Source organism: Rhodanobacter hydrolyticus, from assembly GCF_044904645.1.
This window is the reverse complement of record NZ_JADIKK010000008.1, coordinates 4,126,143-4,153,036: the sequence shown is the minus strand read 5'-3', so window position 1 is coordinate 4,153,036 and position 26,894 is coordinate 4,126,143. Positions and strand designations below refer to the sequence as shown.

Here is a 26,894-nt window from a genome sequence, read left to right as displayed (position 1 = left end):
CGCATGCGGTGCGTCCATCGATCCTACGACCATGCCGAGGCGGAGATCGTCGCCGGCCTGCTGCGCGAGGAAGGATGCATCGCCTTCGTTTTCGAGAATGGCCTGTCCCGGCTCAAGTGGTACCAGGTGATCGCATTCGGCGGCTTCCTGGTCATGGTGCCCGACGCGTGCCTGGTGCAGGCCCGCGGTGTTCTCGATCACTGGCGGCGCGGCGACTATCGCCTCGACTGCGACGATTGCTGCCCCCGCTGCCAGAGCACCGACATCGAAGGAAACCCCAACTACCGTGGCTGGGCCTTCTTTTTCGGGTGCTTCCTCGGCCTGCCGATATGGCCGGCGCTCAAGTGGCGGGAACGTTGCAAGTCGTGCGGCTACCACTGGAAAGCGATCCCGGACACTTATGCCGAATTGAGCGTGTCGTCGGACAAGGCCGCAGCGCATGGACGCCATGACTGAACTGCCGTCCCTCGCCGACCGCATCGACGCGCTCCTGCCGCAGACGCAATGCGAACAATGCGGCTATCGCGGCTGCCGCCCCTACGCCGAGGCCATCGCACGCGGAGAGGCGCAGATCAATCAGTGCCCGCCCGGCGGCGCAGCCGGCATCGCGAAGCTGGCCACTTTGCTGAACCGCCCCGCCCTGCCGTTGAACCCCGCCAACGGCATCGAGAAGCCGCGCATGCTGGCGCGGGTGATCGAGGACGAGTGCATCGGCTGCACCAAGTGCATCCAGGCCTGCCCGGTGGACGCCATCGTGGGCGCGGCCAAGCTGATGCACACCGTGCTCACCGACGACTGCACTGGCTGCGAATTGTGCGTGCCGGCCTGCCCGGTGGACTGCATCGTGCTGGAACCCATGCCGCTGGCGCAGATCGACCAGGCGCATGCCGACGCGGCGCGCGGACATTTCCGGCAACGCGAAGCGCGGCTGGCGCGCGAAGCCGCCGAGCGCGAGGCGGAACTGGCCGCGCGCAAGGCCGCCGTGGACACCGCCGCATCCACCAACCCAGTGCTGGCCGCGTTGGCACGGGCACGCGCCAAACAGGGCAAGACGCCATGAAACGACCATCCTCCACGCCGTCACCCCGGCGCAGGCCGGAATCCAGCGCCTCTCGCGAGCACCCAAGGCACTGGATGCCAGCTTCCGCTGGCATGACGACGTCGGCGCGGGGCGGCTCGCCATGCCCATGAAACGCGCCGACGTGGTCGAGCTGTTCGCCCGCCTGCGCGAGTTGGACCCGCATCCCACCACCGAGCTGGACTACAGCACGCCGTTCGAGCTGCTGGTGGCCGTGGTGCTGTCTGCGCAGGCAACCGATGTCGGGGTGAACAAGGCTACGAAAAAGCTCTATCCCGTGGCGAACACGCCGCAGGCCATCCTCGAGCTCGGAGAGGAAAAGCTGAAGAAGTACATCAGCACCATCGGCCTGTTCAACGCCAAGGCGAAAAACGTGATCGCGCTGTGCGGCATCCTTGTCGAGCAGCACGGCGGCGAAGTACCGCGCACGCGCGAGGCGCTGGAGGCGCTGCCCGGTGTGGGCCGCAAGACCGCCAACGTGGTGCTCAACACCGCCTTCGGCGAACCCACCATCGCGGTGGACACGCACATCTTCCGCGTCGCCAACCGCACCGGCCTCGCGCCCGGCAAGGACGTGCGCGCGGTGGAGGACAAGCTAGAAAAGGTGGTGCCCGCCGAGTTCAAGCAGGACGCCCACCACTGGCTGATCCTGCATGGCCGCTACGTGTGCAAGGCGCGCAGGCCGGATTGTCCCAATTGCGTGATCCGCGACCTGTGCCGCTACAAGGACAAGACGCCGGCAGGCTGAAGACTCTGAAAGCTCTTAAGGTTGGTGTAAGCCTAGGCGTCCAAGATGCGGCAACAATGCCACCGCAACCATCACGGACAAGCCCATGCACATCATGCTGGTCGAGGACGACGCCGAACTCGGCGAGGCCATCCGCCATGCCCTCGTGCAGCAATCCTGCGCGGTGACCTGGCTGCGCAATGGCCGCGAGGCGATGCTGGGGCTGGACGACCAGAGCGCCGACCTGGTGCTGCTCGACCTCGGCCTGCCGGATCGCGACGGCTTCGACGTGCTGGCCGAAGCGCGCCGCAAGGGCATCCGCACGCCGATCCTGGTGATGACCGCGCGCGACGGCCTCGAAGCCCGCGTGCGGGGCCTCGACCTTGGCGCCGACGACTACCTGGTCAAGCCGTTCCACCTGGAGGAACTGTCGGCACGCATACGCTCGCTGATCCGCCGCACCCGCGGGCTCGCCGACAACATCATCGAAGCCGGCGACCTGCGGATGAACCTCGCCACCGGCGACGTGGCGTTCCGCGGGGCCGCGGTCACGCTGACGCGTCGCGAGTTCGCCCTGCTGCGCGCACTGATGGAACGCGCAGGCCGCATCGTGCACCGCGAGACGCTGGAAAACTCGGTGTACGGCATCGACAATCCGGTGGAGGGCAACGCGCTGGAGGTGCAAGTGCACTGGCTGCGGCGCAAACTCAGTGCGGACACCATCCGCACCGTGCGCGGCATCGGCTACATGCTGCCGCGGGAGCCGAAGTGAACGCCTCCGCATGAAACCGCTCAGCCTGCGCCACCGTCTCACCTGGTTGATCATCGCGGTGATGGTGGCGGTGCTCATCCCGCTGGGCATCATCAGCTACCAGCGCGAGCGGCGCGAGATGAACGAGCTGCTCGACGGCCGGCTCGCGGAAGCCGGACGCACGCTGGGCGTGCTGATCGAGAACAGCGACGCCGGCGCGAACCACGCCGCCATCGCCAAGGACGCCGACATTGGCCGCGCCCTCATCGTCGCCGTGCACCGCCGCAACTATGAACCCGACGTGGGCTTCCAGGTCTACGACGGCCGCGGCCGGCCGATGGTGAGCACCGCCAACTTCGCCAGCCTGCCACCGCCCCGCGCCGAGCAAGCCGGCTTCGGCAAGATCACGCTGGACGGCTATCTCTGGCGTACCTTCATCCTGCAGAACCGCGCAGGCCTGTTGATCCGCATCGGCGAACGCTACGACAACCGCCTGAACATCGACCGCGGACTGATGCTGGAACACGGCCTGCCGCTGCTGATCGGCCTGCCCCTGCTCGCCTTGCTGGCGCTGTGGGCGGTACGACGCGGTCTGCGGCCGCTGGACGAACTCACCGGACAACTGGCGCAACGCACGCCCGGCAGCCGCCAGCCGGTGGCGATCGAGCTGGCGCCCGAAGAAATCCGCCCGCTGATCGCCACGCTGAACCAGCAGCTCGAACGGCTGGAGGATGCCATCGAACGCGAACGCCGCATGACCGCCGACATGGCGCACGAGCTGCGCACGCCCTTGGCCGCCACCATGCTGCAACTGGACAGCGCGGCCATCGCCAGCAGTCCGGACGACGCCCGCGCCGCCCTGCAACACGCGCGGCAAGGCGCCTCCCGTCTTGCGCGGCGCATCGAGCAGATCCTCTCGATGGCCCAGCTCGAAGCCGGCGCGGCAGCCACGGAACGCTCGCCCCAGGACCTGACCGCCATCGTCACCTCGGTGATCGAGGAACTCGCGCCACTGATCGCCGACAAGGACATCACCCTCAGCCTGCTGCACGACGGCACGCCGCTGCGCGTGCCCGGGCACGAGGTGGCGCTGACCGCGATGCTGCGCAACCTGATTGAAAACGCCATGCGCTATGTATCGCAGGGCGGCCAGGTCGAAGTCGCGCTCAGCCATGCCATTGACGTCGCCACCATCGACATCAGCGACGATGGCCCCGGCATCCCTGCCGAACACCGCGAAACGGTATTCGAACGCTTCCGGCGCGAAACCCACGACACCGCAGGCGGCTACGGCGTCGGCCTCAACATCGTGCGCCGCGCCGCCCAACTGCACGATGCCCGCATCGACCTGCTCGATTCGCCGTTCGGAAAGGGGCTGCGGGTGCGGGTGGAATTCCTGTTGGGCAGCACGCACCCGTAAAGACCTGGCGCGTCGAAGCGGGCATCAGCTATTCCACCCAGGTGATGATCCGCCCGACCAGGCACCACCCGCGCAGAACCACAAAGCCACCGCCGTTGCCGGGGAACGCCATGCCGGGAGGCGCATGCACGATGTTGTCGTACGCATAAATGTCGTCACCCGGCTTTATGTGTTCGCTGACGACGGACCAATCGGGCCCATGGTAGCGACTGTCCATCGTCTCCATGCTTACGTGCCCGGGAAGAAGTCTTATGCCTGCCGGCAAGGTGACGCAATGAAGGTCCGGGTCCACGGGACCGATCGCTAGCCCCGACCCCAATCCTGCCGTCATTGGCAGCAGCGTGCTCTGTCCTAGTTTTTGCTTCACTCGATCCTGGTGGGATTGCCACATGGCCAGACCTGTCCCGCAAGTGGCCAGAACGACTGCCATGAGCCCGGCTGACATCCGTCCCACGGATTTCCAGTCGAATGACATGGTTCTCCCTCATGCGGCATGCACGGAATCCGAGAACGTGGCGTCCGCTCCGGATCGAAATTGTGGCCGCACTCATTCATGACAATCTTGTGTTAGCCCGCACGCATCTGCCACCCGAAAAAGCGGCGCTCAACCATCCCGGCGATGAACGAACCTGTCCCGTCACGTAAGCCAAAAGGTTCGCATAAGGATGCGCTGCCAGCATGTCATGCAGCCCGGAACGTCCGGGCTGCCGTCCGCCCCCTCCGGAACACGACATGCTAGGCCTCGTCCGCACCGCACTCGCGCGCCCGCTCACGTTCATCGTGCTCGCTATCGTGATCCTGATCATCGGCCCGCTGGCGGCGCTTCGCACGCCGACGGACATCTTCCCGAACATCGGCATCCCCGTGATCGGCGTGGTGTGGTCGTACAACGGCCTGCCGCCCGACCAGATGTCCGGCCGCGTCATCTACTACTACGAACGCCAGCTCACCACCGCGGTCAACAACATCCAGCACATCGAGTCGCAATCGCTGCCCGGCGCCGGGATCGTGAAGATCTTCTTCCAGCCGGGCACCGACATCCGCACCGCCACCGCACAGGTCACTTCGATCTCGCAGACGGTGGTGAAGCAGATGCCTCCGGGCATCACGCCGCCCACCATCATCAACTACAACGCCTCCACCGTGCCGGTGCTGCAGATGGCGTTCTCGGGCAAGGGGCTGTCCGAGGCGAAGATCCGCGACATCGCACAGAACGAAGTGCGCCCGACCCTGGTGTCGGTGAACGGCGTAGCGATCCCCACGCCCTATGGCGGCAAGCAGCGCCAGGTGACGATCGACCTCGACCCGCAGGCATTGGCGGCCAAGGGCCTGTCGGCACAGGACGTGGCGAACGCATTGGCGGCGCAGAACCAGATCATCCCGGTCGGCACCGCGAAGATCGGTACCTACGAATACCACGTGCAGCTCAACAACAGCCCCACCGCGATCGACATGCTCAACAGCTTGCCGATCCGCACCGTTAACGGCGCCACCATCACCATCGGCGACGTGGCGCACGTACGCGACGGCTCGCCGCCGCAGAACAACATCGTGCGCGTGGATGGCGGTCGCGCGGTACTGATGCCGATCCTGAAGACCGGCAGCGCCTCGACGCTGGCGGTGGTGGCGGGCGTCAAGAAGCTGATGCCGCTGATCAAGGAGACGATGCCGAAGTCGCTGAAGATCTCCCAGCTCGCCGACCAGTCGGTGTTCGTGAAGGACGCGGTCGCTTCGGTGGCCCGCGAGGGCATCATCGCCGCGCTGCTGACTTCGGTGATGATCCTGGTGTTCCTCGGCAGCTGGCGCTCCACCGTCATCATCGCGGTGTCGATCCCGCTGGCAGTGCTGTCGGCCATCGCCCTGCTGTCGGCCACCGGGCAGACCCTCAACGTGATGACGCTGGGCGGCCTCGCACTGGCGGTGGGCATCCTGGTGGACGACGCCACGGTGACCATCGAGAACATCAACTGGCACCTTGAACAGGGCAAGGATGTGCGCACCGCGATCATGGACGGTGCGAAGCAGATCGTCACACCCGCCTTCGTCTCGCTGCTGTGCATCTGCATCGTGTTCGTGCCGATGTTCATGCTGAACGGGATTGCCGGCTTCTTGTTCCGGCCGATGGCGCTGGCGGTGATCTACGCGATGGCGTCGTCGTTCGTGTTGTCGCGCACCCTGGTGCCGACGCTGGCGATGTACCTGCTGAAGACGTACCACACCGAGCACGGCGTCGGCGACCACCCGGAAGACCCGTACATCAACCATCACGAGGGCGACCAGCACCACCGGCGTGGCCACGGTGCGCTGGTGCGCGGTCTGGTGGCGTTCCAGCAGAAGTTCGAGCACGGCTTTACCCGCGTACGCGATAGCTACTACGCACTGCTGGCCACGGCGTTGAAGCTGCGCTGGGTGTTCGTGGGCGGCTTCCTGGCCTTCGTGCTTGCCTCGTTCGCGCTGGTGCCCTTCCTCGGCCGCGATTTCTTCCCTTCGGTGGACTCCGGCGCCATCGCCTTGCATGTGCGTGCGCCGATGGGCACGCGCATCGAGGAGACCGCGGCGGAGTTCGACCACATCGAGGCCGCGATCCGCAGAGTCATCCCGCCAGACCAGCTGAAGACGATGATCGACAACATCGGCCTGCCGCTGTCCAACACCAACCTGATCTACAGCAACACCGGCTCGATCGGCCCGCAGGACGGCGACATCCAGATCGTGCTCGGCGAAGGCCATGCGCCCACCGACGGCTACGTGGCGGAGCTGCGCAAGCTGCTGCCGCGGGAGTTCCCTGGCACGACGTTTTCCTTCCTGCCCGCGGACATGACCAGCCAGATCCTCAACTTCGGCGCGCCGGCCCCGCTGGACGTCACGGTGACCGGCCGCAACAGCGCCGAGAACGAGGCCTATGCGACGAAGATCATGCGCAGGCTACGCGACATCCCCGGCATCGCCGACGTGCGCTTGCAGCAGAGCACCAGCTATCCGCAGATCAACGTGAAGGTAAACCGTACCCGCGCCGACACGCTGGGCATCACCGAGCGTGACGTCACCAACAGCATGGTCGCCTCGCTGGCCGGCTCCAGCCAGGTGGCGCCGGTGTTCTGGCTCGATCCGCACAACGGCGTGTCCTACGCGGTGGTCGCCTCCACGCCGCAGTACAAGATGGATTCGATGGCCGACCTGCTGCGCCTGCCGGTGACCGCCTCGGCCGGCAAGGACAGCCAGGTGCTGAGCAATGTCGCCACTTTCACCCGCGGCCCCAGCGCGGCGGTGGTCTCGCACTACAACATCCTGCCCACCTTCGACATCTATGCCTCGGTGCAGGGCCGCGACCTCGGCGGCGTCTCCGGCGACGTGCAGAAGGTGCTGGACCAGTTCGCCAGCAGCCGCCCGAAGGGCACGCTGGTCACGCTGCGCGGCCAGGTGCACACGATGAACACGGCCTTCAACGGTCTGCTGTTCGGCCTGCTCGGTGCGGTAGTGATGATTTACCTGCTGATCGTGGTCAACTTTCAGTCCTGGCTCGATCCGTTCGTCATCATCACCGCCCTGCCCGCCGCGCTGGCCGGCATCGTGTGGATCCTGTTCACCACCCACACCACGCTGTCGGTGCCCGCGCTTACCGGCGCCATCATGTGCATGGGTGTCGCCACCGCCAACTCCATTCTCGTGGTGAGCTTCTGCCGCGAGCGGCTGGCCGAGCACGGCGACGCGACAAAGGCCGCGCTGGAAGCCGGTTTCACGCGCTTCCGTCCGGTGCTGATGACCGCGCTGGCGATGATCATCGGCATGCTGCCGATGTCGTTGAGCCATGAGCAGAACTCGCCGCTGGGCATCGCCGTGGTCGGCGGCCTGATGTTCGCCACCTGCGCCACGCTGGTGTTCGTCCCGGTGGTCTTCAGCATCGTCCATGGGCGCGAACAGCACGCGCCCTCCGCCATTCCGCAGCTCGGAGAAGCCTCCCATGTCGCATGAACACGCCCCACCGGCGCATCCGCGCACGCTGCGCCTGCGCCCGGCGGTGATCGGCCTGCTGGTGGTCGCCGCGGTCACCGCGGCGATCGGCCTGGCGCTTCGCGCGCACGATTACCACCAGTTGGTGAAGCAGGTGGATGCCGAGGCCATCCCCACCGTGGCGCTGGCCGCACCGCTCGGCTCGATGGGTGCGCACACGATGACCTTGCCCGGCCACATCGACGCATGGATCAGCGCGCCGATCCATGCGCAGGTCTCCGGCTACGTGAAGAGCTGGAACAAGGACATCGGCAGCCACGTCGAAGCCGGCGAAACGCTGGCCGTGATCGACACACCCGAGCTCGACCAGCAATACGAACAGGCCAAGGCCGTGCTGGTGCGTGCGCAAGCCAATGCGCAACTCGCCAAGGTGACCAGCCAGCGCTGGCAGCACCTGCTTTCCTCCAATTCGGTGTCCAAGCAGGAAGCCGACGAGAAGGCCAGCGAGGCGGCCGTGGCCGGCGCCAACGTGCTCTCCGCCAAGGCCGACCTGGATCGCCTCGCCGCACTCGAAGCGTTCCGCAACGTCACCGCACCGTTCGCCGGCACGGTGACCGCGCGCAACACCGACATCGGCGATCTGGTGACTGCCGACAGCCAGTCCGCACTGCCGCTGTTCACCGTGGCGGACACCGACAAGATGCGCCTGTACGTTGCGGTGCCGCAGCGCTATGCATCGTCGATCCGTCCGGGCATGACCGTCTCGCTGACCGTGCCGGATCATCCGGGCAAGAGTTACCAGGGCACCCTGATCGGCTCCTCCGACGCGGTGAGCCAGGCTTCCGGCTCGCTGCTGGCGCAATTCGAAGTGGCCAACGACAACGGCAAGCTGCTGCCCGGCGACTACGCCGACGTGCAGCTGCCGCTGGCCACCAGCCAGGCCGTCACCAGCGTGCCTTCCACCGTGCTGATCTTCCGCGCCCAGGGCCCGCAGATCGCCGTGCTCGGTCCCGGCAACAAAGTGGTGATGCGCGACGTGCACATCGCGATGGATCTGGGCGGCGCGCTGGAAATCGACCGCGGCCTGCAGCCGGACGACCGCATCATCGACAATCCGCCCGATTCGCTGGCCGCCGGCGACACCGTGCGCGTGGCTTCCGGCAAGGAGTCGTCGCATGGCGACGAATGAGGACTCCAAAACCGTTCGTGTCGAGCGCAGCGAAGCGAAGCTTCGTGCGGTCGAAACACCGGAGATGCCGCGGTCGACAGCAATTCGACTTCCTCGCTCCTCGGAACCTCGCCATCCATGGCCACTCCCCGCGTCGCGCATTGGCGCCACGCTCAGTGCGGACGGGAGTGTACGGACAAGTTCCAAGGCCATGCGCCGCGTTCGACCGGCGGCGCTGGCACTGGTGTTCGCCGGCCTGCTGGCCGGCTGCTCGCTGGCCCCTGTCTACAAGACACCGGCGGTACCGGTGCCCGCCGCGTACAAGGAAGGCACCGGCCTGTGGACACGTGCAGCACCCGCGGATATGAGCCCGCGCGGCGACTGGTGGACGGTGTTCAACGACCCGGAGCTCGACCGGCTCGAGCAGTTGCTCGATGCGAACAGTCCGTCGCTCGCGATCGCGCTGGCTCGCTACGAACGCGCCAGCGCATTCGAGAGCGAAGCGCGTGCGGGACTGTTCCCGCACCTCGGTGTCGGCGGCAGCACCAGCGACGACCGTCAATCGAACAACCGCCCGTTGCGCGGTTCCAACCAGCCCAACGAATACGACGACGATACCGCGCAATTCGGCGCCGGCTACGAATTCGACCTGTGGGGCCGTATCCGCAACGAAGTCGCCGCCGGCCACGCGCAGGCACAAGCTGCGCAAGCGGACCTGGCGTCGGCCAAGCTCAGCCTGCAAGCCCGGCTGGCGAACGAATACATCCAACTGCGCGGTTACGACCTCCAGGCGAAAATCCTGGACAGCTCGCTGCAGGCCTATCAGCAAGGCCTGACCCTCACTCGCAACCGCATGCAGGGCGGCATCGCCTCCGGCCTGTCGGTGGCGCGCGCGCAGAACCAGCTGTCCGATGCCCACGCCCAGATCGACGAGGTGGCGGCGCAGCGCGCGCTGACCGAACACGCCATCGCCACCCTGATCGGCGTGCCCGCTCCTGACTTCACGCTGCCCGCCTCGCAGGAAGAAATACAGCCGCCGACCATCCCCGCCTCGGTGCCATCCACCTTGCTGCAGCGGCGGCCCGACATCGCCGCGGCGGAACGGCGCACCTTCGCCGCCAATGCCGGCATCGGCGTGGCGCGCGCGGCGTTCTTCCCCGACATCGGCATCTCGGGCATGTACGGCTGGCAGGACACCGGCGAAGGCAACCTGTTCTCCTTCGGCAACCGCATCTGGGCATTGGGCCCCTTCGTCTCCTTGCCCCTGTTCGACGGCGGCCTGCGTCGCGCGCGCGCGCGTCAGGCACACGCCGAGTTCGATGAAGCCTCCGCGCAATACAGGCTCACCGTACTCGACGCCTTCGAACAGGTGGAGGACAGCCTCTCGCTGTTCACCCGACTCACCCACGAAGCACACGACCAGGATGCCGCCGCCAGCGCGGCGCAGGCCGCCCAGCAAATCGCCACCAACCGCTATACCGAGGGCATCATCAACTATCTGGACGTGGTCACCGCGCAGACCGCCTACCTCAACGCCAAACGCGCCGCGGAACAGGTGCGCACGCGCAGGTTGCAGGCCAGCGTGGCGCTGGTGCGCGCACTGGGTGGTGGATGGAAGGTGGCGATGCTGGAGAAGCCGCCGGCGAAGCCGTAGGAAGCGTCGAGCTTTCTTTCGGTTTCGGTGGGCGGTATTGAACGCCTGCTGCAAGGAACAAAGCGGTTTCGGTCGCCTGCCGGCGCCCGAGTTACTTCTCTTTGCTGGCCCACGCGGTCGCAGGAACGATGGCGAACGGCGAAGTCGGCCCTAAGGCGGAGGGCAGGATGCCCGGAGAGCGTCGCCTCGGGGTGGCCTTCTCTTTGGGTTGCTTTTCTCTTGGCCATGCAAGAGAAAAGTAACTCGGCCACCGGCAGGTGGACGAAACCGCCTTGTCAATTGCGATAGCACAAAAGGCAGAAGCATCAATAGAAAGCACAAAAGCAAACGGCGGGCATCATGCCCGCCGTTTTCCGTCCCAGGGTAGAACTCCTTACGATAACCTTGACGCTTCTCCGTCGCCCGCTGATCAGAACGGGTAGTAACGCAGGCTGGTGAACACCATGTTGTCCGGAGCGGACGGCGCGTTGCCATTGATGTCGCTGAACAGCTTGCGCGTGACATGCGAGACCTGGGTGCCGAACTGCACCTTGCCGAACTTGCCCTGGTAGAACTTCCACCAGAAGCCGAGCGTCTGCTCGGCGACCTGACGGGTCTGGCCCGTGCAATCGCTGGGCGCGCCGTAGGTCATGCATTCGCTGTTGTTGTAGCCCAGGAGCTCGCTGCCGTAGCCGAAGGCCTTGCCGTTTGCACCGGCGGTCAGATAGCTGTCCTGCTGTTCGCGGCCGCCGGCGGCATACACATCGAGCGCGTCGGTGGCGTGCCAGGTCAGCGTCGCGAGCAGCATGTTTTCCTTCAGCGGATGCGGAGCGCCGCTCGGGTCGTAGGTGATGTCGTTCAAGCCGGTGGTGCCGTAGCGGCCAATGCCCTTGCCGGTCATGCCCGAGAACTGGAAGTCCAGCACCTTCGGAACCAGCGGCAGCACCATGCCCACACCAAAGCCGCCGCCATGCGCCGTCTGGTTGCTGGTCGCCGCCGGGCCGCCGTTGGCGGTCGTCGGCGTGACGCGGGTGGTGAATTCACGCGTGATGCCGAACACTTCGTAGTGGCCCCAGCCCGGATCAGCCGCGAACTTCACGATGACGTCCGGGAACTTGTTGAGCGAAACCGAGTTGAGGCTGTCATACAGGCTGCCGGCGCCAACCGTCGCGGTCGACGTCGCATATCCCTTGGAGCCCGGACCGGCCACGGAGCCGATGCCCGCCGTCTGCGGATTTTCCACCGAGATACCCAGCCACCAGGTCTTGTCCCAATCCTTCACGAGGCGCAGCTGTGCCTGGCGAGCCCAGGTAAAGCCCGCCTGGTACTGGGCGTCGATGGTCGGCGGCAGCACTTCCTTGAGCGGGGTGATGCCCTTGCTGTCGAGGGTCAGCAGCGACCAGGCCTGGCCGCCCAGCAGGTGCAGGCCGTAGTCGTCCCAATCCACGTTGGTCCACAGCTGGCGCATGCGCAGGTTGAACGAGTTGCTCTCATTCATGTTTGCCGTCTGCGCGCCGCCGAGGAAGTCCGTCTCGTAGTAGCCGGTCACATGGGTGGAGTCGTTGATGTCGCCCTGCGCCATGATCGAAATGCGGCTCTGGCGCGCGCTGTAAAGGAACTGGCTGTTCTTAGCGTTGGTCACCGGATAGCTGGTGGTCGCACCGGTGCTGGTGTTGATCGGCGCGGTGCTCGTGCCGCCCATGAACGGAACGGCGGTGAACTTGGTGGCGACGTCATCGGCGGTGTCGCGCGAGCGATACGCCGTTTCAGCCGCCAGGAAGCCGCCGAAGGTCCACTTCACGCCGCCGGAGCCGCCCAGCGTGTCACCGAGCTTGGTCGCCACGGTCTGCTCGGCCTGCTGCACCTGGGCCTGCGTCGCCTGCACCTGCTGCTGGGTGGCCTGTACGGTCTGCGCTGTCTGCTGCTGCTGCTGTTGTTGGGCAGACGACTGCGACTGCAGATCGTCGACCTTCTGCTGCAGCGCCGCGATCTCGGCCTTCATCTGCGCAAGTTCGCTGGCGGTCAGCGTCACTTTCTGATTGCCGGATGTCTGGGCCATCGCCGAGACGCTGGTTACGCCCAGACCAGCGGCAATCGCCACTGCGAGGATCTTGGAACGCATGTAATTTCTCCACTTGGTCGAATTGAACCGCCACGGTTGCGCCACTCAAGCCCCTGGCAACCAAGCGGGGTCGACGTAAAGAATGCGTTGGCCGTTTTACTGCCATGTGGATGTTTTGTTACAGATCGAAGACAGCGCACCTCCCCTGAGTGCCCCACCGCATTCGCGGCCGGTGCGCAACGGCTGATATGCTTCATCAATGGGGTTACTCAACAACATGGCCAGCCGCATGGCCGAACGTTTTCGCGGCTTTCTTCCGGTGATCGTGGACGTGGAGACCGGCGGTTTCGACGCCGAGCGCGATGCCCTGCTGGAAATCGCCGCGGTCGCCGTGGGCATGGATGCGCAGGGTTTCGTACATCCGCTGCCCACCGTGCAAGCTCATGTGCATCCCTTCCCCGGTGCCAATCTCGACCCGCGCGCGCTGGAAATCACCGGCATCGACCCAGGCAACCCGCTGCGCGGCGCGCTGGACGAACAACTGGCGCTGGAACACATCTTCAAGGCGGTTCGCGTCGCGGTACGCGACAACGGCTGCCAGCGCGCGATCCTGGTCGGCCACAATGCCGCGTTCGATCTGGGTTTCGTCAACGCCGCGGTGCGCCGCACCGGCAACAAGCGCAACCCCTTCCACCCTTTCAGCTGCTTCGACACGGCTACGCTGGGTGGCCTGGCCTACGGGCAGACCGTACTGGGCAAGGCGGTGCAGGCCTCGGGCCGCAACTTCGACACCCGCGAGGCGCATTCGGCGATCTACGATGCCGAGATCACCGCCATGCTGTTCTGTGACATCGTCAATCGCTGGCGGCAACTGGAAACGCTGGAACGCAACCGGGTCGACTTGGACGCGGGCTGAGAGCCTGCCCTGCCTCCGGAGGCCCTCGCCTGCCGGATTGTCATCTGCCTGAAACATTCATCTCATTTCATTGCAACACGCCGACGCTGCAATGGCGGGCAACCGGGCGCACGCCCCGTGCACACCAAGGAGCCACCACGTGTTCACCTCTTCCCGTTCCATGTTCCGCCTCGGCGCCATCGCCTTTGCCGCCGCCTGTGCGCTGGGCAGCCTGTCCGCGCAAGCCACCGACATCACCGGCGCGGGCTCCAGCTTCGTCTATCCGGTGATCTCCAAGTGGTCGGCCGCCTACGCGGAGAAGACCGGCAACCGCGTCAACTACCAGTCCATCGGCTCGGGCGGCGGCATCGCCCAGATCAAGGCCGGCACGGTGGATTTCGGCGCCAGCGACATGCCGCTGGACGAAACCACACTCGGCCAGTTCGGCCTGGCCCAGTTCCCCGACGTGATCGGCGGCATCGTGCCGGCGTTCAACGTCACCGGCGTCGCCCCGGGCAAGCTGGTGCTGGACGGCAAGACGCTCGCGGGCATCTTCCTCGGCACCGTCGCCAAGTGGAACGACCCGGCCATCGCCGCGCTGAACCCGGGCGTGAAGCTGCCCGACGCGAAGATCACCGTGGTGCATCGCTCGGACGGCTCGGGCACCACCTTCAACTTCAGCGACTACCTCTCCAAGGTCGACGCCACCTGGAAGGCCAAGGTGGGCGAAGGCACGGCGGTGAACTGGCCGACCGGCATCGGCGGCAAGGGCAACGAGGGCGTGTCGGCGTACATCCGCCAGATCCCGAATTCCATTGGCTACGTGGAATATGCCTACGCGCTGAAGAACAACATCGGTTACGCGGTGATGAAGAATGCCGCCGGCAAGGTGGTGCAGCCGAACACGGCCAGCTTCCAGGCCGCCGCCGCCACCGCCGACTGGGCGAGCGCGAAGAACTTCAACCTGCTGATGACCAACGCCCCGGGCGCCGGTGCGTGGCCGATCACCGCCACCTCGTGGGTGATCGTGTACAAGCAGCCGAAGAACGCCGCCAACGGCAAGGTCATCCTCGACTTCTTCAAGTGGTCCTACGAGAACGGCCAGGACGCCGCCCGCTCGCTGGACTACGTGCCGCTGCCCACCAACCTGGTCGGCCAGATCGAGAACTACTGGAAGACCGAGATCAAGCAGTAAGCGCAAGCCTCGAAACCCCTCCTCCTCCGGGGGAGGGGTTGGGAAGAAGATTCGGGCATGGCGATACGTATCGCCATGCCCGAACCCTCATCCGGCCCTTCGGGCCACCTTCTCCCCAAGGGAGAAGGAGAAACCTCATCGCGAACATCGCATGTCATCGATCCCAGCCACCGACGTCGACCAACGCAGCCGCCGCGACGCGCGCCACGACGCATGGTTCCGCACGCTGCTGAAGTGCTGTGCGCTGCTGGTACTGGCGACCCTGCTCGGCGCCGCGCTGTCCACGCTGTGGGGCGGGCGCGAGGTGTTGTTCAAGGGCGGCTTCCATTTCCTCACCAGCGACACCTGGAATCCGGTCACCGACGACTACGGCGCACTGGCGCCGATCTACGGCACCCTGGTCACCTCGTTGATCGCGCTGGTGCTGGCGGTGCCGGTGAGCTTCGGCATCGCCCTGTTCCTTACCGAGATCGCTCCCAACTGGTTGCGCGGCCCGGTAGCCACTGCCATCGAACTGCTGGCCAGCATCCCGTCGATCATCTACGGCATGTGGGGCCTGTTCGTGTTCGTGCCGTTCATGGCGAACATCGAGCCGGCGCTTTCCGACACGCTGGGCAAGCTGCCGCTGGTCGGCAAGCTGTTCCAAGGCCCGCCGCTGGGCTTGGGCCTGCTCACCGCGGGCATCGTGCTGGCGGTGATGATCCTGCCCTTCATCTGCTCGGTGATGCGCGAGGTGTTCCAGACGGTACCGGTGCGCCTCAAAGAATCCTCCTACGCGCTGGGCTCGACCACCTGGGAAGTGGTGTGGGACATCGTGCTGCCCTACACGCGCTCGGCGGTGATCGGCGGCGTCTTCCTCGGCCTCGGCCGCGCGCTGGGCGAAACGATGGCGGTGACCTTCGTGCTCGGCAACGCCTACGACCTCAGCGGCTCGCTGCTGATGCCCGGCACCTCGATCTCCTCCTCCATCGCCAACGAGTTCAACGAGGCGGTGGGCACGCACCGCTCGGCGCTGGTCGCGCTGGGCTTCCTGCTGTTCGTGGTGACCTTCATCGTGCTGCTGATCGCGCGCCTGATGCTGCGCCGGCTGTCGCGCAAGGAGGGCAACTGATGGCCGCCTCCGTCTACCTGCGCCGTCGCATCGTCAACGTGGTGGCGCTGGTGTTGAGCGCTTGCGCCACCCTGCTGGGCCTGCTGTTCCTGGCGTGGATCCTGTGGACCACACTGAAGAGCGGCCTCGGCGCGATCACTCCGCACCTGTTCACCCGGATCACCGCCTACGCCGACCAGGGCGGCCTGTCCAACGCCATCGTGGGCAGCCTGATCATGGATGTCATGGCGCTGCTGATCTGCGCGCCGATCGGCGTGCTCGCCGGCACCTTCCTCGCCGAATACGCCAACCGCACCCGGCTCGGCGCCACCATCCGCTTCCTCAACGACATCCTGCTGTCGGCACCGTCCATCGTGCTGGGCCTGTTCGTTTACGTGATCGTGGTGCTGCCGATGTCCAGCCTCACGCATGGTTCGGTGTCGTTCTCCGGCCTCGCCGGTTCGGTGGCGCTGGCGCTGATCGGCCTGCCGGTGATCGTGCGCACCACCGACGAAATGCTGCAGCTGGTGCCGGGCACACTGCGCGAGGCCACGCTGTCGCTGGGCATCCCGCAGTGGAAGATGACCATACAGGTGCTGATGCGCGCAGCCACTTCCGGCATCGTCACCGGCGTTCTGCTGGCGCTGGCGCGCCTGGCGGGCGAAACCGCACCGCTGCTGTTCACCGCCTTCGGCAACAACTTCATGACCGTGCATCCGCTGGACAAGATGGAAAGCCTGCCGGTGGCGATCTACCAGTACACCAACGACCCCAGCCCCGACCTGCATGCCATCGCCTGGGCCGGCGCCCTGCTGATCACGCTGTTCGTGCTTGCGCTCAGCCTGCTGACCCGAATGCTGTTCTCCCGCCACAAGGTGCGTTATGACTGACCTCGCCGCGAGTGCCGCGAACGCCACGGCGAACACCGCCGCGGCTTCCGCCACGCGTACCAAGATCGCGGTGCGCGACCTGCACTTCTACTACAACGGTGCCCATGCGCTGAAGGGCGTCGCCATGGATATCCCGGAAAAGCAGGTCACCGCGATCATCGGTCCTTCCGGCTGCGGCAAGTCCACCCTGCTGCGCATCTTCAACCGCATCTACGCGATCTACCCGAAGCTGGAAGCCAAGGGCGAAGTGCTGCTGGACGGCGAGAACATCCTCGACCCGAAGTATTCGATGAACCGCCTGCGCAGCAAGGTCGGCATGGTGTTCCAGAAGCCGGTGCCGTTCCCGATGACCATCTTCGAGAACGTGGCCTACGGCATCCGCCACCACGAAAAACTCGGCAAGGCCGAGATGGCCGAACGCGTGGAGCAGGCGTTGCGCCGCGCCGCACTGTGGGACGAGGTGAAGGACAAGCTCGGCAAGAGCGCGCTCGGCCTCTCCGGCGGCCAGCAGCAACGCCTGTGCATCGCGCGCGGCATCGCGCTGAAGCCCGAGGTACTGCTGCTGGACGAACCCACTTCGGCACTCGACCCCATCGCCACCGGCCGCATCGAGCAGCTGGTGGAGGAACTCAAGCGCGACTACACCATCGTCATCGTCACCCACAATATGCAGCAGGCTGCACGCGTCTCCGACCGCACCGCCTTCATGTACATGGGCGACCTCATCGAGTTCGATGTCACCGAGAAGATCTTTACCAAGCCCTCGAAGAAGCAGACCGAGGATTACATCACCGGGCGGTTCGGCTGATCCATCGAAGCCCTCTCCCTCCGGGAGAGGGTTCGGGAACCCTTGGCACAGCACTCCGCCCGAACCTCATCCGCCCTTCGGGCACCTTCTCCCGGAGGGAGAAGGGAACAACCACGAGGTACACCATGAGCACTGGCAAAGAACACATCATCAAGAGCTACGACGACGAGCTGGCGCGCCTCACCGGCGAGCTGGTGCGCATGGGCGAGCTGGCGGTGAGCCAGCTGGAAGCAGCGATCGACGTGGTGGAACGCCGCGACGAACGCGCCGCCCAGCACGTGGTGGGCAACGACGACGCCATCGACCAGCTCGAACAGGAAATCAGCCACGACGTGGTGCGCCTGCTGGCGCTGCGCGCACCGATGGCGGGCGACCTGCGCAACGTGTTCGCCGCGCTGCGCATCGCCGCCGACATCGAGCGCATCGGCGACTACGCCGCGAACGTGGCCAAGCGCTCCATCCCGCTGTCGATGGCCGCCCCGATCAACCCCACCAGCGGCCTGGCCCACCTCGCTGAACTGGCTGCCGCCGAAGTGCGCGAAGTGCTGCGCGCCCACCGCGACCGCGACGCCGAGCGTGCCTATCAGGTGTGGAAGGACGACGTGGAGCTGGACGACGCCTATACCGGCTACTTCCGCCAGTTGCTCACGTACATGATGGAAGATCCGCGCAACATCACGCCGTGCACGCATCTGCTGTTCATGGCCAAGAACATCGAGCGCATCGGCGACCACGCCACCAATATCGCCGAGAACGTGTGGTACCAGGTCACCGGCGAGCCGCTCACCGCCCAGCGCAACAAGCGCGACCTCACGGCGAACCCGGAAATGCCGAAGCTGGGCGATCGCGGGGACTGAGGCAGGTTCCACAGCCGACTACCGGAATCGTCATGCCGGTGCGGGCCGGCATCCAGGGATTGTGCGGCTCGTACAAGCTGATCGCTGCTGGATGCCGGCCTGCGTCGGCATGACAAGCAATGCGTGCGACGCATTTCAGCGCTCGAGGCGCCTCAGCTTCACCCCACGCGCAATGCCGTAGATGCCAATGGCGATCCATGCCACCTCGAGCAGGAACGCCGACCAGTTGAAGCTGCCGAACGTCAGCGACAGCAGCACGCCGAACGCACCGAAGATATTCATGAGCTGGTAGCCCAGCTTGTTGCCATGCAGCTTGCGGGCCTGCAGCAGGAAGTACGCCAGCAGCACCAGCAGCACGCCGAGGTAGCCGGTCCAGTCGTACCAGTGGAAGGTCATCGCGATGCGCTCCGTTGCCGCAGGGCTTCGAACAATACGACACCGGTAGCCACGGAAACGTTGAGGCTTTCCATCGCGCCCGGCATCGGGATCTTCGCCGTGAAATCGCAGGTCTCGCGCGTGAGCCGGCGCAGGCCTTCGCCTTCGCTGCCCATCACCAGCGCCACCGGCCCCTTGAGGTCGATGCCGTAGATCGACTGGTCAGTATCGCCAGCCAGTCCAGTGATCCACACGCCGGCATCCTTGAGGACGCGCAGCGTGCGCGCGAGGTTGGTCACCGCGATCAACGGCACGCGATCCGCGCCGCCCGCCGAGGCGCGACGCACCACCGGCGTGAGGCCCACGGCGCGATCCTTCGGCACGATCACGGCGGTGACATTGGCCGCCGCCGCACTGCGCAGACAGGCGCCGAGATTATGCGGATCGGTGACGCCGTCCAGCACCAGCACCAGCGCCGAGCCACCCGCCTGCTCCAGCAATTCCGGCAGGTCGCCTTCCGTCGCCATCGCGGGCGCTTCGTACAACGCCGCCACGCCCTGATGGCGCGCTTCGCCGGCAAGCTTGTCGAGCTGCTCGCGCGGGCGATGATGCACCGGGATCTTCAGTGCCTTGGCGCGTTCGGCCAGTTCGTGCACGCGCGGGTTGCGCTGGCCGTTTTCGACCAGCAGCTCGCACACGCGCGCGGCATCGTTGTTCAGTGCGCCATCGACCGGGTTGATGCCGACGATCCAGTGTTCGTTCATTTCCTGCCTTTCGGTTTCGGTGGCCGCGCGGCCGATTTCTTCGTGGCACGCGGCGCTTTCTGTGTGCTCTTGTGCGGCTTGCCGTCGGCCTTCGCCGCGGCAACCTGCCCTGCCGGCTTGCGCGAACGCGCGGCAGCGGGCGGCGGATTATCGCGCGGCGGCGGCACGGTGGGGGACACCGGTTGCTCGCGCCGGCCGAACATGCGGCCAATCGCCTTCGCCGCCTTGCCGACCATGCCCGGCGCCTTGCTGCCGGGCAGCGAATAGCGCTCGCCCGACGCAGCATAATCGTAGGCCCGAGCCACGCGCGTGGGCGGCGTGACGGAAGCGCGCGGTGCGGCCAGCCGGAAGTCGATCTTGCGGTCTTCCAGGCTGGCGCGCAGCACCTGCACCCGCACGTGATCACCCAGCCGGTACTGCGCGCCGCTGCGTTCGCCCTTCAGCATGTGGCGCTGCGGGTCGAAGTGGTAATAGTCGTTGCTGAGCTGACTGATGTGGACGAGGCCGGACACCTTGGATTCGTCCAGTTCCACGAACAGGCCGAACGAGGTAACGCCGGTGACCACGCCCGCGAACTCCTCGCCCACGTGCTTGGCCATCCATGCGCATTTGTAGCGTTCGTCCACGTCGCGCTCGGCTTCCTCGGCACGGCGCTCGCGCTGCGAGCAATGCACCGCCATCGTGGCCATCTGCGCGGGCGTGTATTCGTAGCTGGCCGGTTTGCCGCCGGTGAGCGCGTAGCGGATCGCACGATGCACCAGCAGGTCCGGGTAACGGCGGATCGGCGAGGTGAAATGCGCGTAGGCCGAAAGCGCCAGGCCGAAGTGGCCGCGGTTGTCGGGCTGGTAGGCCGCCATGCTCTGCGCGCGCAGCAGCACGCTCTGGATCAGCTCGCGCTCGGGGCGCTCGGCCACCAGGCGCAGCACATCGGCGAAATCGGCCGGCGTCACCTCTTCCACGGGCGGCATGCGCAGCTTGAACTCGCGCAGGAACTGCTGCAGGTCTTCGTACTTCTCCGCCGGCGGCGGCTCGTGGGCACGGAACAGTGCGGGAATCTTCTTCTTTTCCAGGAAAAGCGCCGCCTGCACATTGGCGGCGATCATGCATTCCTCGATCAGCTTGTGCGCGTCGTTGCGCTCGGTGGCGCCGGCCGACTCCACCTCGCCGCGCTGGTCGAGGCGGAACTTCACTTCCGGAGTCTCGAAGTCGATGGCGCCGCGCTGCTTGCGTTGGGCGGCCATCGCCTTGTACAGCACATGCAGGTTTTCCAGCTGCGGCAGCACGTCGGACACCGCGTCGAGGGCGCCGGGCTCGCGCAGACCCACGGCCTGCCACACCTGGTCGTAGGTGAGCCGCGCGTGCGAACGCATCACCGCCGGATAGAACTTCGACTTCGCTACTTCGCCGTCGGCGTCGACGACCATGTCGCAGACCATGCACAGCCGCTCCACCTTGGGATTGAGCGAGCAGATGCCGTTGGACAGCGTCTCCGGCAGCATGGGCACCACGAAGCCGGGGAAATAGGTGGAGGTGCTGCGCTCGTACGCCTCGCGATCCAGCGCAGTACCCACCGGCACGTAGTGCGACACGTCGGCGATGGCGACGACCAGCCGCCAGCCGCCGCCACGCTTGGGTTCGGCGTATACGGCATCGTCGAAGTCGCGCGCATCCGCACCGTCGATGGTCACCAGCGGCAGCTTGCGCAGGTCGACACGGCCTTCGCGCTCGGCGGCGGTGACCTCGGGCTCCACCTCGGCTGCATCGCGCAATACCTCGGCCGGCCACTCATGCGGCAGGTCGTGGCTGGCGATGGCCATCTCGATCAGCAGCGAAGGTTGCAGGCGTTCGCCCAGCACGGTGCGAATCACGCCCAACGGGCCGCGATGCGGCGTGGGCGGATCGGTGATTTCGGCCACCACGATCTGGCCGGCGCGCGCGCCCTGCGTCTCGCCGGGCGGGATCATCACGTCCTGGTGCAGGCGGCGGTCGTCCGGCGCCACCAGGGTCACGCCGTTCTCCACCACCACGCGGCCCACCAGCCGCGGCGAGCGCCGCTGCAGCACTTCGGCAATCGCGCCCTGGCGACGTCCGCGCCGATCCACGCCGACCACGCTGGCCAGCACGCGATCGCCATGCAGCACGCCGCGCATCTGCTGCGGCGAGAGGTAAAGATCATCGCCACCCTCGTCGGGGCGCAGAAAGCCGTAACCCTCGGCATTGGCCAGCACCACGCCGGGAATCAGGTCGAGCTTCTTCGCCGGCGCATAGCCGCCGCGGCGCCCCAGCAGCAACTGGCCATCGCGCACCATCGCGCCGAGGCGCTTGTGCAGCGCGAACAGGTCGTCGGATTCGTGCAGCGCCAGCACCTCGGCGATGCGCGCCTCGGTGAGCAGTTCGCCGCGCTCCTCCAGCAGGGCGAGGATGGCCTCGCGGCTGGGGATGGGGCGCTCGTAGCGCTGCGCCTCGCGCTCGGCCTGCGGGTCGCGCGTGGCGCCCTTGCGCTTGCCGGCCGGCGGTTTCGCGCTCGCGCGCTTGTCTTGCATGTTCTTGTTGTTCTTCTTGGTCACGAAATTACCTTGTATGGATGGCTGCGCCACGAGCGGCACAACCGAAAAATGGAAAGCGTCAACAAAGTGTTGACAGGAGCTGGGCAGATGCCTAATCTACGCGGCTCACGCAGCCCGAAAGGCACGCGCGACACCTGCCCAGGTGGCGGAATTGGTAGACGCACTAGTTTCAGGTACTAGCGGGTAAAACCGTGGAGGTTCGAGTCCTCTCCTGGGCACCAATTGTAGACGAAGCCCGCAGCGATGCGGGCTTCGTCGTTTTTGCGATTCGCACGCGCCGCAATGGGTGAGCTGCCGATGACGTCCTCGCCGCATGTCCTTGCCTCCCGGCGTCATTGGGTTTTCGATCTCGATGGCACGCTGACCGTCGCCGTGCACGACTTCGCCGCGATCCGCCAGGCTCTGGGCGTTCGCGACCACGAAGACATCCTTGCTCACATCGCCGCACTGCCTGCGCACGAAGCCGATGCGAAGCGCGTGTGGCTGCTTGAGCACGAGCGCGGGCTTGCGGTGGCTTCGCGCCCTGCCATGGGCGCGATCGCACTGGTCCGCTCGCTCGCGGCGCGCGGCTGCCGGCTCGGCATCCTCACCCGCAACCTGCGCGAACTGGCCCTGCTTTCGCTGGAGGCGATTGGCCTGGCCGACTGCTTCGACCCGGCCGACGTGCTGGGCCGCGAAGACGCACCACCGAAGCCCGACCCCGCCGGGCTGCACCGCCTGGCCGAACATTGGGCAATCGATCCTGCCCTGCTGACCATGGTTGGCGACTATGCCTACGACCTGGCTTGTGCCCGCGCTGCCGGCGCACAGGCCGTGCTGGTGAACTTGCCGCTGAACCCATGGCCTGATCTGGCCGACTGGCATTTCGTCGATTGCGGCGACCTGGCTGCGGCACTGGGTGCCACGGCCGGCTAGATATCCGATGCCGGCCCCTTGAGCTCGATCATGTTCCCCTGCGGGTCGTAGCAATAGATCGAAGGCCCTTCGCCACGCGCGCCGTAGCGCATACCCAGCTCGCCGATACGCACGCCATGTGCCTCGAGATGCGCGAGGATCGCCGCTTCGTCGTACTTCTCAACGCGCAGGCAAAGGTGATCCATGTTGTGGCCCTCCCTGCCCGGCGCCGCGCCGCCATGGCGACCCAGCTTGCCCTCCACCCCGACCAGGTCGATCAACGACGCACCGGCGCGCAGCTGCAGCAGGCCGATCTCGTCCTGCCGGCGCTCTTCGCGGCAACCCAGGACATCGCAATAGAAATGCCGCATCGCCTCGACGTCGATGGCGCGCAGCACGACATGGTCGATTTCGCCAATGCGGATCATGGCGGCTCCGGGAAATGGGGAACCCGGAGCATAGCGCTACGCTTGGCCCTCCCCTGTATAATTGCCGGCGAAACGCATGGTGGGAGAAGCGGCCGCTCCACGAGAGCGCACCGCTGCCGAAGGCGCAACGCCCGTAATCGCTCAGGCCCCATACCATCCTGCGCAACAGCACTCTGGAGAGAGCGGTTCGATCCGCCGCCGAAGGGGCACGAGGTTCACGCCTCCAAACTCTCAGGCAAAAGGACAGAGGGGCGCCCGCGTGCGGCATGCACGCAGACTTCGGACGCCCTTCATGAGCCAGAACACTCCCTCCCTGCGCGAGCTGGAAAACCACGACGCCTTCATCGCGCGCCACATCGGCCCCAACGACGCCGAGATCGCGCACATGCTGCGCACCGTCGGCCATGACTCGCTGGAGGCTATGACCGACGCGATCGTGCCCGCGAAGATCAAGTCCGCCGCGCCTCTGGCGTTGCCCGTCGCGATGAGCGAGGTGGAGGCGCTGGCGAAGATCCGTGCCATCGCGGACAAGAACAAGGTGTTCAGGAGCTTCATCGGCCAGGGCTATTACGGCACGCACACGCCCAACGTCATCCTGCGCAACATCCTGGAGAACCCGGCGTGGTACACGGCCTATACGCCGTACCAGGCGGAGATCTCGCAGGGCCGCATGGAAGCGCTGATCAACTTCCAGACCATGTGCGCCGACCTCACCGGCATGGAGATCGCCAACGCCTCGCTGCTGGACGAAGCCACCGCGGCGGCCGAGGCGATGACGCTGGCCAAGCGCTCGGCCAAGGCCAAGGGCAACGTGATCGTGGTGTCCGGCGATGCACATCCGCAGACCATCTCGGTGATGCAGACGCGCGCGGAGCCGCTGGGCTTGACGGTCAAACTGGTCAACTCCGCCGAGGAATGGGACGCCGCGATCGCCGCGGACGACTATTTCGCCGCGCTGATCCAATACCCGGCCAGCAGCGGCTGGTTGATGGACTGGAGCGAAGATGTAGCGAAGGTCCATGCCAAGGGCGCACTGGCCATCTTCGCAAGCGATCTGCTGGCACTGACCCTGCTCAAGCCGCCGGGCGAGATGGGCGCGGACATCGTGATCGGCAACTCGCAGCGCTTCGGCGTGCCGTTCGGCTTCGGCGGCCCGCACGCCGCCTTCATGGCCTGCCGCGATGCATACAAGCGTTCGATGCCGGGTCGCCTGATCGGCGTCTCCATCGACGCCGAAGGCAACAAGGCCTACCGCCTCACCCTGCAGACGCGCGAGCAGCACATCCGTCGCGAGAAGGCCACCAGCAACATCTGCACCGCGCAGGTGCTGCTCGCCGTGATGGCCTCGATGTACGCCGTCTACCACGGCCCGGAAGGACTCACCCGCATCGCCACGCGCGTGGCGCGCCTCGCCGCCATCCTCAGGGCCGGCCTGCAGCAGCTCGGCTTCACCGCCAGCCACCACGAGACCGCGTTCGACACGATCAGCCTGAAGACCGGCGAGCGCACCGACGCCATCGCAGCGCGCGCGGTGGCGCTGGGCGCCAACCTGCGCAAGGCCTGGGGCGAGTACCTGTGCATCTCGCTGGACGAGACCACCACCCGCACCGACATCGAGCTGCTGTGGCGCATCTTCGGCGGCGACGACGCCACGCTGCCCAGCATCGACGCGCTGGACACCAGTGCGCCTTCGCTGATCCCGCAGGCGCTGCGGCGCACCTCGGCCTTCCTCACGCACCCGGTGTTCAACACCCACCACAGCGAGCACGAACTGCTGCGCTATCTGCGTGCGCTGGCCGACAAGGACCTGGCCATGGACCGCACGATGATCCCGTTGGGCTCGTGCACGATGAAGCTCAACGCCACCGCCGAGATGATCCCGGTGACGTGGCCGGAATTCGGCAACATCCATCCGTTCGCGCCCGCCGCGCAGACGCAGGGCTACGAAGAACTGATCGCCGGGCTGGAAGCGCAGCTGGTGGAGATCACCGGCTACGACGCGGTGAGCCTGCAGCCGAACTCGGGCGCTCAAGGCGAATACGCAGGACTGCTGGCGATCCGCGCGTACCACCAGTCGCGCGGCGAAGGCCATCGCGACATCTGCCTGATCCCCGAATCCGCTCACGGCACCAACCCGGCCTCCGCGCAGATGTGCGGCATGCGCGTGGTGGTGACCAAGTGCGACGCCAACGGCAACGTCGACCTGGAAGACATCCGCGTGCAGGCCGAGAAGCATTCGGCCAACCTCGCAGCGATCATGCTCACCTACCCGTCCACCCACGGCGTGTTCGAGGAAGACGTGGTGGCGATCTGCGACATCGTCCACCAGCACGGCGGCCAGGTGTACACCGACGGCGCCAACATGAACGCGCTGGTGGGCGTGGCCAAGCCCGGCAAGTGGGGCTCGGACGTCAGCCATCTCAACCTGCACAAGACCTTCTGCATCCCGCACGGCGGCGGCGGCCCGGGCGTGGGCCCGTGTGCGGTGCGCTCGCACCTCGCACCGTTCCTGCCGGGCGCGCTGGGCAACGACGGCGCGCGCACGCAGGGCACCGGCAACGGCCCGGCGGTCAGCGCCGCCACCTTCGGCAGCGCCTCGATCCTGCCGATCTCGTGGATGTACATCACGCTGATGGGCACGGCGGGCCTGCGCAAGGCCACCCAGGTGGCGCTGCTCAACGCCAACTACATCGCCAAGCGCCTCGCCGCGCACTACCCCACCCTGTACACCGGCCGCAACGGCCTGGTGGCGCACGAGTGCATCCTCGACCTGCGCCCGATCAAGGACGCCACCGGCATCAGCGCGGAAGACGTGGCGAAGCGCCTGATCGATTTCGGCTTCCACGCGCCCACGCTGAGTTTCCCGGTGGCCGGCACGCTGATGGTGGAGCCGACCGAGAGCGAATCGCAGCACGAGCTGGACCGCTTCATCGACGCGATGATCCAGATCCGCGACGAGATCCGCGCCGTGGAGGAAGGCAAGCTGGACCGCGACGACAACCCGCTGCGCCACGCCCCGCACACCGCGTTCGCGGTGAGCGCCAGCGAGTGGACGCACGCCTATCCGCGCGAGCTGGCCGCCTTCCCGCTGCCTTCGCTGAAATTGCAGAAGTACTGGTCGCCGGTGGCCCGCGTCGACAACGTCTACGGCGACAAGAACATCATGTGCGCCTGCATCCCGGTGGATGCGTACAAGGAAGAGATCGAGGCGTAAGTCTGCACATCGCGGCGCAAAGTAAAGCAAGACCCCGCTCCCGGCGGGGTTTTGCTTTTGGGGAACTGCATTCTTGTTGCGCGGCGTCGGTATAGGCCGTCGTTCCCGCGAAAGCGGGAACGACGGC

At 66.3% G+C, this 26,894-nt stretch carries 22 protein-coding genes, 1 tRNA gene and 1 riboswitch; of the genes, 17 read left to right on the top strand and 6 right to left on the bottom strand.

What is annotated here, in order from left to right:
• The first annotated feature begins 3 nt into the window (after window positions 1–3).
• The 5 genes from ISP25_RS21065 (at window position 4) to ISP25_RS21045 (ending at window position 3,976) form a co-directional block, all read left to right on the top strand.
• Window positions 4–456, top strand: coding sequence for a putative signal transducing protein (locus ISP25_RS21065; RefSeq protein ID WP_404611477.1), 453 nt, complete (start codon window positions 4–6; stop codon window positions 454–456).
• The gene (locus ISP25_RS21060; protein WP_404611475.1) at window positions 449–1,060 is read left to right on the top strand and encodes an RnfABCDGE type electron transport complex subunit B; all 612 of its coding nucleotides are present in this window, start codon (window positions 449–451) and stop codon (window positions 1,058–1,060) included. The genes ISP25_RS21065 and ISP25_RS21060 overlap by 8 nt, the downstream gene beginning before the upstream one ends.
• Before the next feature lie 127 nt (window positions 1,061–1,187).
• Entirely contained in the window at window positions 1,188–1,826 is a 639-nt protein-coding gene (nth, locus tag ISP25_RS21055) for an endonuclease III (protein WP_404612064.1), read from the top strand.
• A gap of 85 nt (window positions 1,827–1,911) precedes the next feature.
• Window positions 1,912–2,577, top strand: coding sequence for a response regulator (locus tag ISP25_RS21050; RefSeq protein ID WP_192160244.1), 666 nt, complete (start codon window positions 1,912–1,914; stop codon window positions 2,575–2,577).
• A 10-nt stretch (window positions 2,578–2,587) separates the two neighbouring features.
• Complete coding sequence (locus ISP25_RS21045) at window positions 2,588–3,976, top strand: sensor histidine kinase (protein ID WP_404611473.1); 1,389 nt, start codon at window positions 2,588–2,590, stop codon at window positions 3,974–3,976.
• Between the two features lie 28 nt (window positions 3,977–4,004).
• On the opposite strand, the gene ISP25_RS21040 is transcribed toward ISP25_RS21045, so the two are convergent.
• Window positions 4,005–4,451: a hypothetical protein gene (locus ISP25_RS21040; protein ID WP_404611471.1), complete on the bottom strand. Its 447-nt coding sequence runs from the start codon at window positions 4,449–4,451 to the stop codon at window positions 4,005–4,007.
• Window positions 4,452–4,708: 257 nt separating this feature from the next.
• Here ISP25_RS21040 and ISP25_RS21035 point away from each other — a divergent pair, with 257 nt between their 5' ends.
• From ISP25_RS21035 to ISP25_RS21025, 3 genes are all read left to right on the top strand, one after another.
• Window positions 4,709–7,948, top strand: coding sequence for an efflux RND transporter permease subunit (locus ISP25_RS21035; RefSeq protein WP_404611469.1), 3,240 nt, complete (start codon window positions 4,709–4,711; stop codon window positions 7,946–7,948).
• Window positions 7,938–9,116: an efflux RND transporter periplasmic adaptor subunit gene (locus tag ISP25_RS21030; RefSeq protein ID WP_404611467.1), complete on the top strand. Its 1,179-nt coding sequence runs from the start codon at window positions 7,938–7,940 to the stop codon at window positions 9,114–9,116. Before ISP25_RS21035 ends, ISP25_RS21030 begins: the two co-directional genes overlap by 11 nt.
• 190 nt (window positions 9,117–9,306) lie before the next feature.
• Window positions 9,307–10,749 (top strand): efflux transporter outer membrane subunit, encoded by a 1,443-nt coding sequence (locus ISP25_RS21025; protein WP_404611465.1) that lies wholly within the window; start codon window positions 9,307–9,309, stop codon window positions 10,747–10,749.
• Window positions 10,750–11,158: 409 nt separating this feature from the next.
• Here ISP25_RS21025 and ISP25_RS21020 read toward each other — a convergent pair whose 3' ends face one another.
• Window positions 11,159–12,850, bottom strand: a complete 1,692-nt coding sequence (locus ISP25_RS21020) for a hypothetical protein (protein ID WP_404611463.1) — start codon at window positions 12,848–12,850, stop codon at window positions 11,159–11,161.
• 229 nt (window positions 12,851–13,079) lie between these two features.
• Here ISP25_RS21020 and rnt point away from each other — a divergent pair, with 229 nt between their 5' ends.
• The 6 genes from rnt (at window position 13,080) to phoU (ending at window position 18,525) form a co-directional block, all read left to right on the top strand.
• On the top strand, window positions 13,080–13,706 hold the full coding sequence (gene rnt / locus ISP25_RS21015) for a ribonuclease T (RefSeq protein WP_404611461.1): 627 nt from the start codon (window positions 13,080–13,082) through the stop codon (window positions 13,704–13,706).
• Window positions 13,707–13,866: 160 nt separating this feature from the next.
• Window positions 13,867–14,880, top strand: coding sequence for a phosphate ABC transporter substrate-binding protein PstS (gene pstS / locus ISP25_RS21010; RefSeq protein WP_404612062.1), 1,014 nt, complete (start codon window positions 13,867–13,869; stop codon window positions 14,878–14,880).
• A gap of 151 nt (window positions 14,881–15,031) precedes the next feature.
• On the top strand, window positions 15,032–15,991 hold the full coding sequence (gene pstC / locus ISP25_RS21005) for a phosphate ABC transporter permease subunit PstC (RefSeq protein WP_404611459.1): 960 nt from the start codon (window positions 15,032–15,034) through the stop codon (window positions 15,989–15,991).
• Window positions 15,991–16,860, top strand: coding sequence for a phosphate ABC transporter permease PstA (pstA, locus tag ISP25_RS21000; protein ID WP_192160233.1), 870 nt, complete (start codon window positions 15,991–15,993; stop codon window positions 16,858–16,860). Before pstC ends, pstA begins: the two co-directional genes overlap by 1 nt.
• Window positions 16,853–17,668, top strand: a complete 816-nt coding sequence (gene pstB / locus ISP25_RS20995; protein WP_404611457.1) for a phosphate ABC transporter ATP-binding protein PstB — start codon at window positions 16,853–16,855, stop codon at window positions 17,666–17,668. Before pstA ends, pstB begins: the two co-directional genes overlap by 8 nt.
• Before the next feature lie 125 nt (window positions 17,669–17,793).
• The gene (gene phoU, locus ISP25_RS20990) at window positions 17,794–18,525 is read left to right on the top strand and encodes a phosphate signaling complex protein PhoU (RefSeq protein ID WP_192160231.1); all 732 of its coding nucleotides are present in this window, start codon (window positions 17,794–17,796) and stop codon (window positions 18,523–18,525) included.
• 135 nt (window positions 18,526–18,660) lie between these two features.
• Here phoU and ISP25_RS20985 read toward each other — a convergent pair whose 3' ends face one another.
• The 3 genes from ISP25_RS20985 to rnr are packed head-to-tail and all read right to left on the bottom strand — an operon-like array spanning window position 18,661 to window position 22,207.
• The gene (locus ISP25_RS20985; RefSeq protein ID WP_404611455.1) at window positions 18,661–18,921 is read right to left on the bottom strand and encodes a CBU_0592 family membrane protein; all 261 of its coding nucleotides are present in this window, start codon (window positions 18,919–18,921) and stop codon (window positions 18,661–18,663) included.
• Window positions 18,918–19,664 carry a 23S rRNA (guanosine(2251)-2'-O)-methyltransferase RlmB gene (gene rlmB, locus ISP25_RS20980; RefSeq protein WP_404611453.1) on the bottom strand — a complete coding sequence of 249 codons (747 nt, stop codon included), beginning with the start codon at window positions 19,662–19,664 and terminating at the stop codon, window positions 18,918–18,920. Before rlmB ends, ISP25_RS20985 begins: the two co-directional genes overlap by 4 nt.
• A complete protein-coding gene (rnr, locus tag ISP25_RS20975) occupies window positions 19,661–22,207 on the bottom strand; it encodes a ribonuclease R (RefSeq protein ID WP_404612060.1) in 2,547 nt (848 codons plus the stop codon). Before rnr ends, rlmB begins: the two co-directional genes overlap by 4 nt.
• 160 nt (window positions 22,208–22,367) lie before the next feature.
• Between rnr and ISP25_RS20970 the strand changes: the two genes are divergently transcribed.
• A tRNA-Leu gene (locus ISP25_RS20970) sits at window positions 22,368–22,452 on the top strand.
• Window positions 22,453–22,528: 76 nt separating this feature from the next.
• Window positions 22,529–23,146 (top strand): HAD family hydrolase, encoded by a 618-nt coding sequence (locus tag ISP25_RS20965; protein WP_404611451.1) that lies wholly within the window; start codon window positions 22,529–22,531, stop codon window positions 23,144–23,146.
• On the opposite strand, the gene ISP25_RS20960 is transcribed toward ISP25_RS20965, so the two are convergent.
• Window positions 23,143–23,553, bottom strand: a complete 411-nt coding sequence (locus ISP25_RS20960; RefSeq protein ID WP_192160225.1) for a VOC family protein — start codon at window positions 23,551–23,553, stop codon at window positions 23,143–23,145. The genes ISP25_RS20965 and ISP25_RS20960 overlap by 4 nt on opposite strands.
• A gap of 163 nt (window positions 23,554–23,716) precedes the next feature.
• A riboswitch (glycine riboswitch) is annotated at window positions 23,717–23,810 on the top strand.
• 35 nt (window positions 23,811–23,845) lie between these two features.
• On the opposite strand from ISP25_RS20960, the gene gcvP reads away from it, so the two are divergent.
• Window positions 23,846–26,767, top strand: a complete 2,922-nt coding sequence (gcvP, locus tag ISP25_RS20955; RefSeq protein WP_404611449.1) for an aminomethyl-transferring glycine dehydrogenase — start codon at window positions 23,846–23,848, stop codon at window positions 26,765–26,767.
• Window positions 26,768–26,894: the final 127 nt, after the last annotated feature.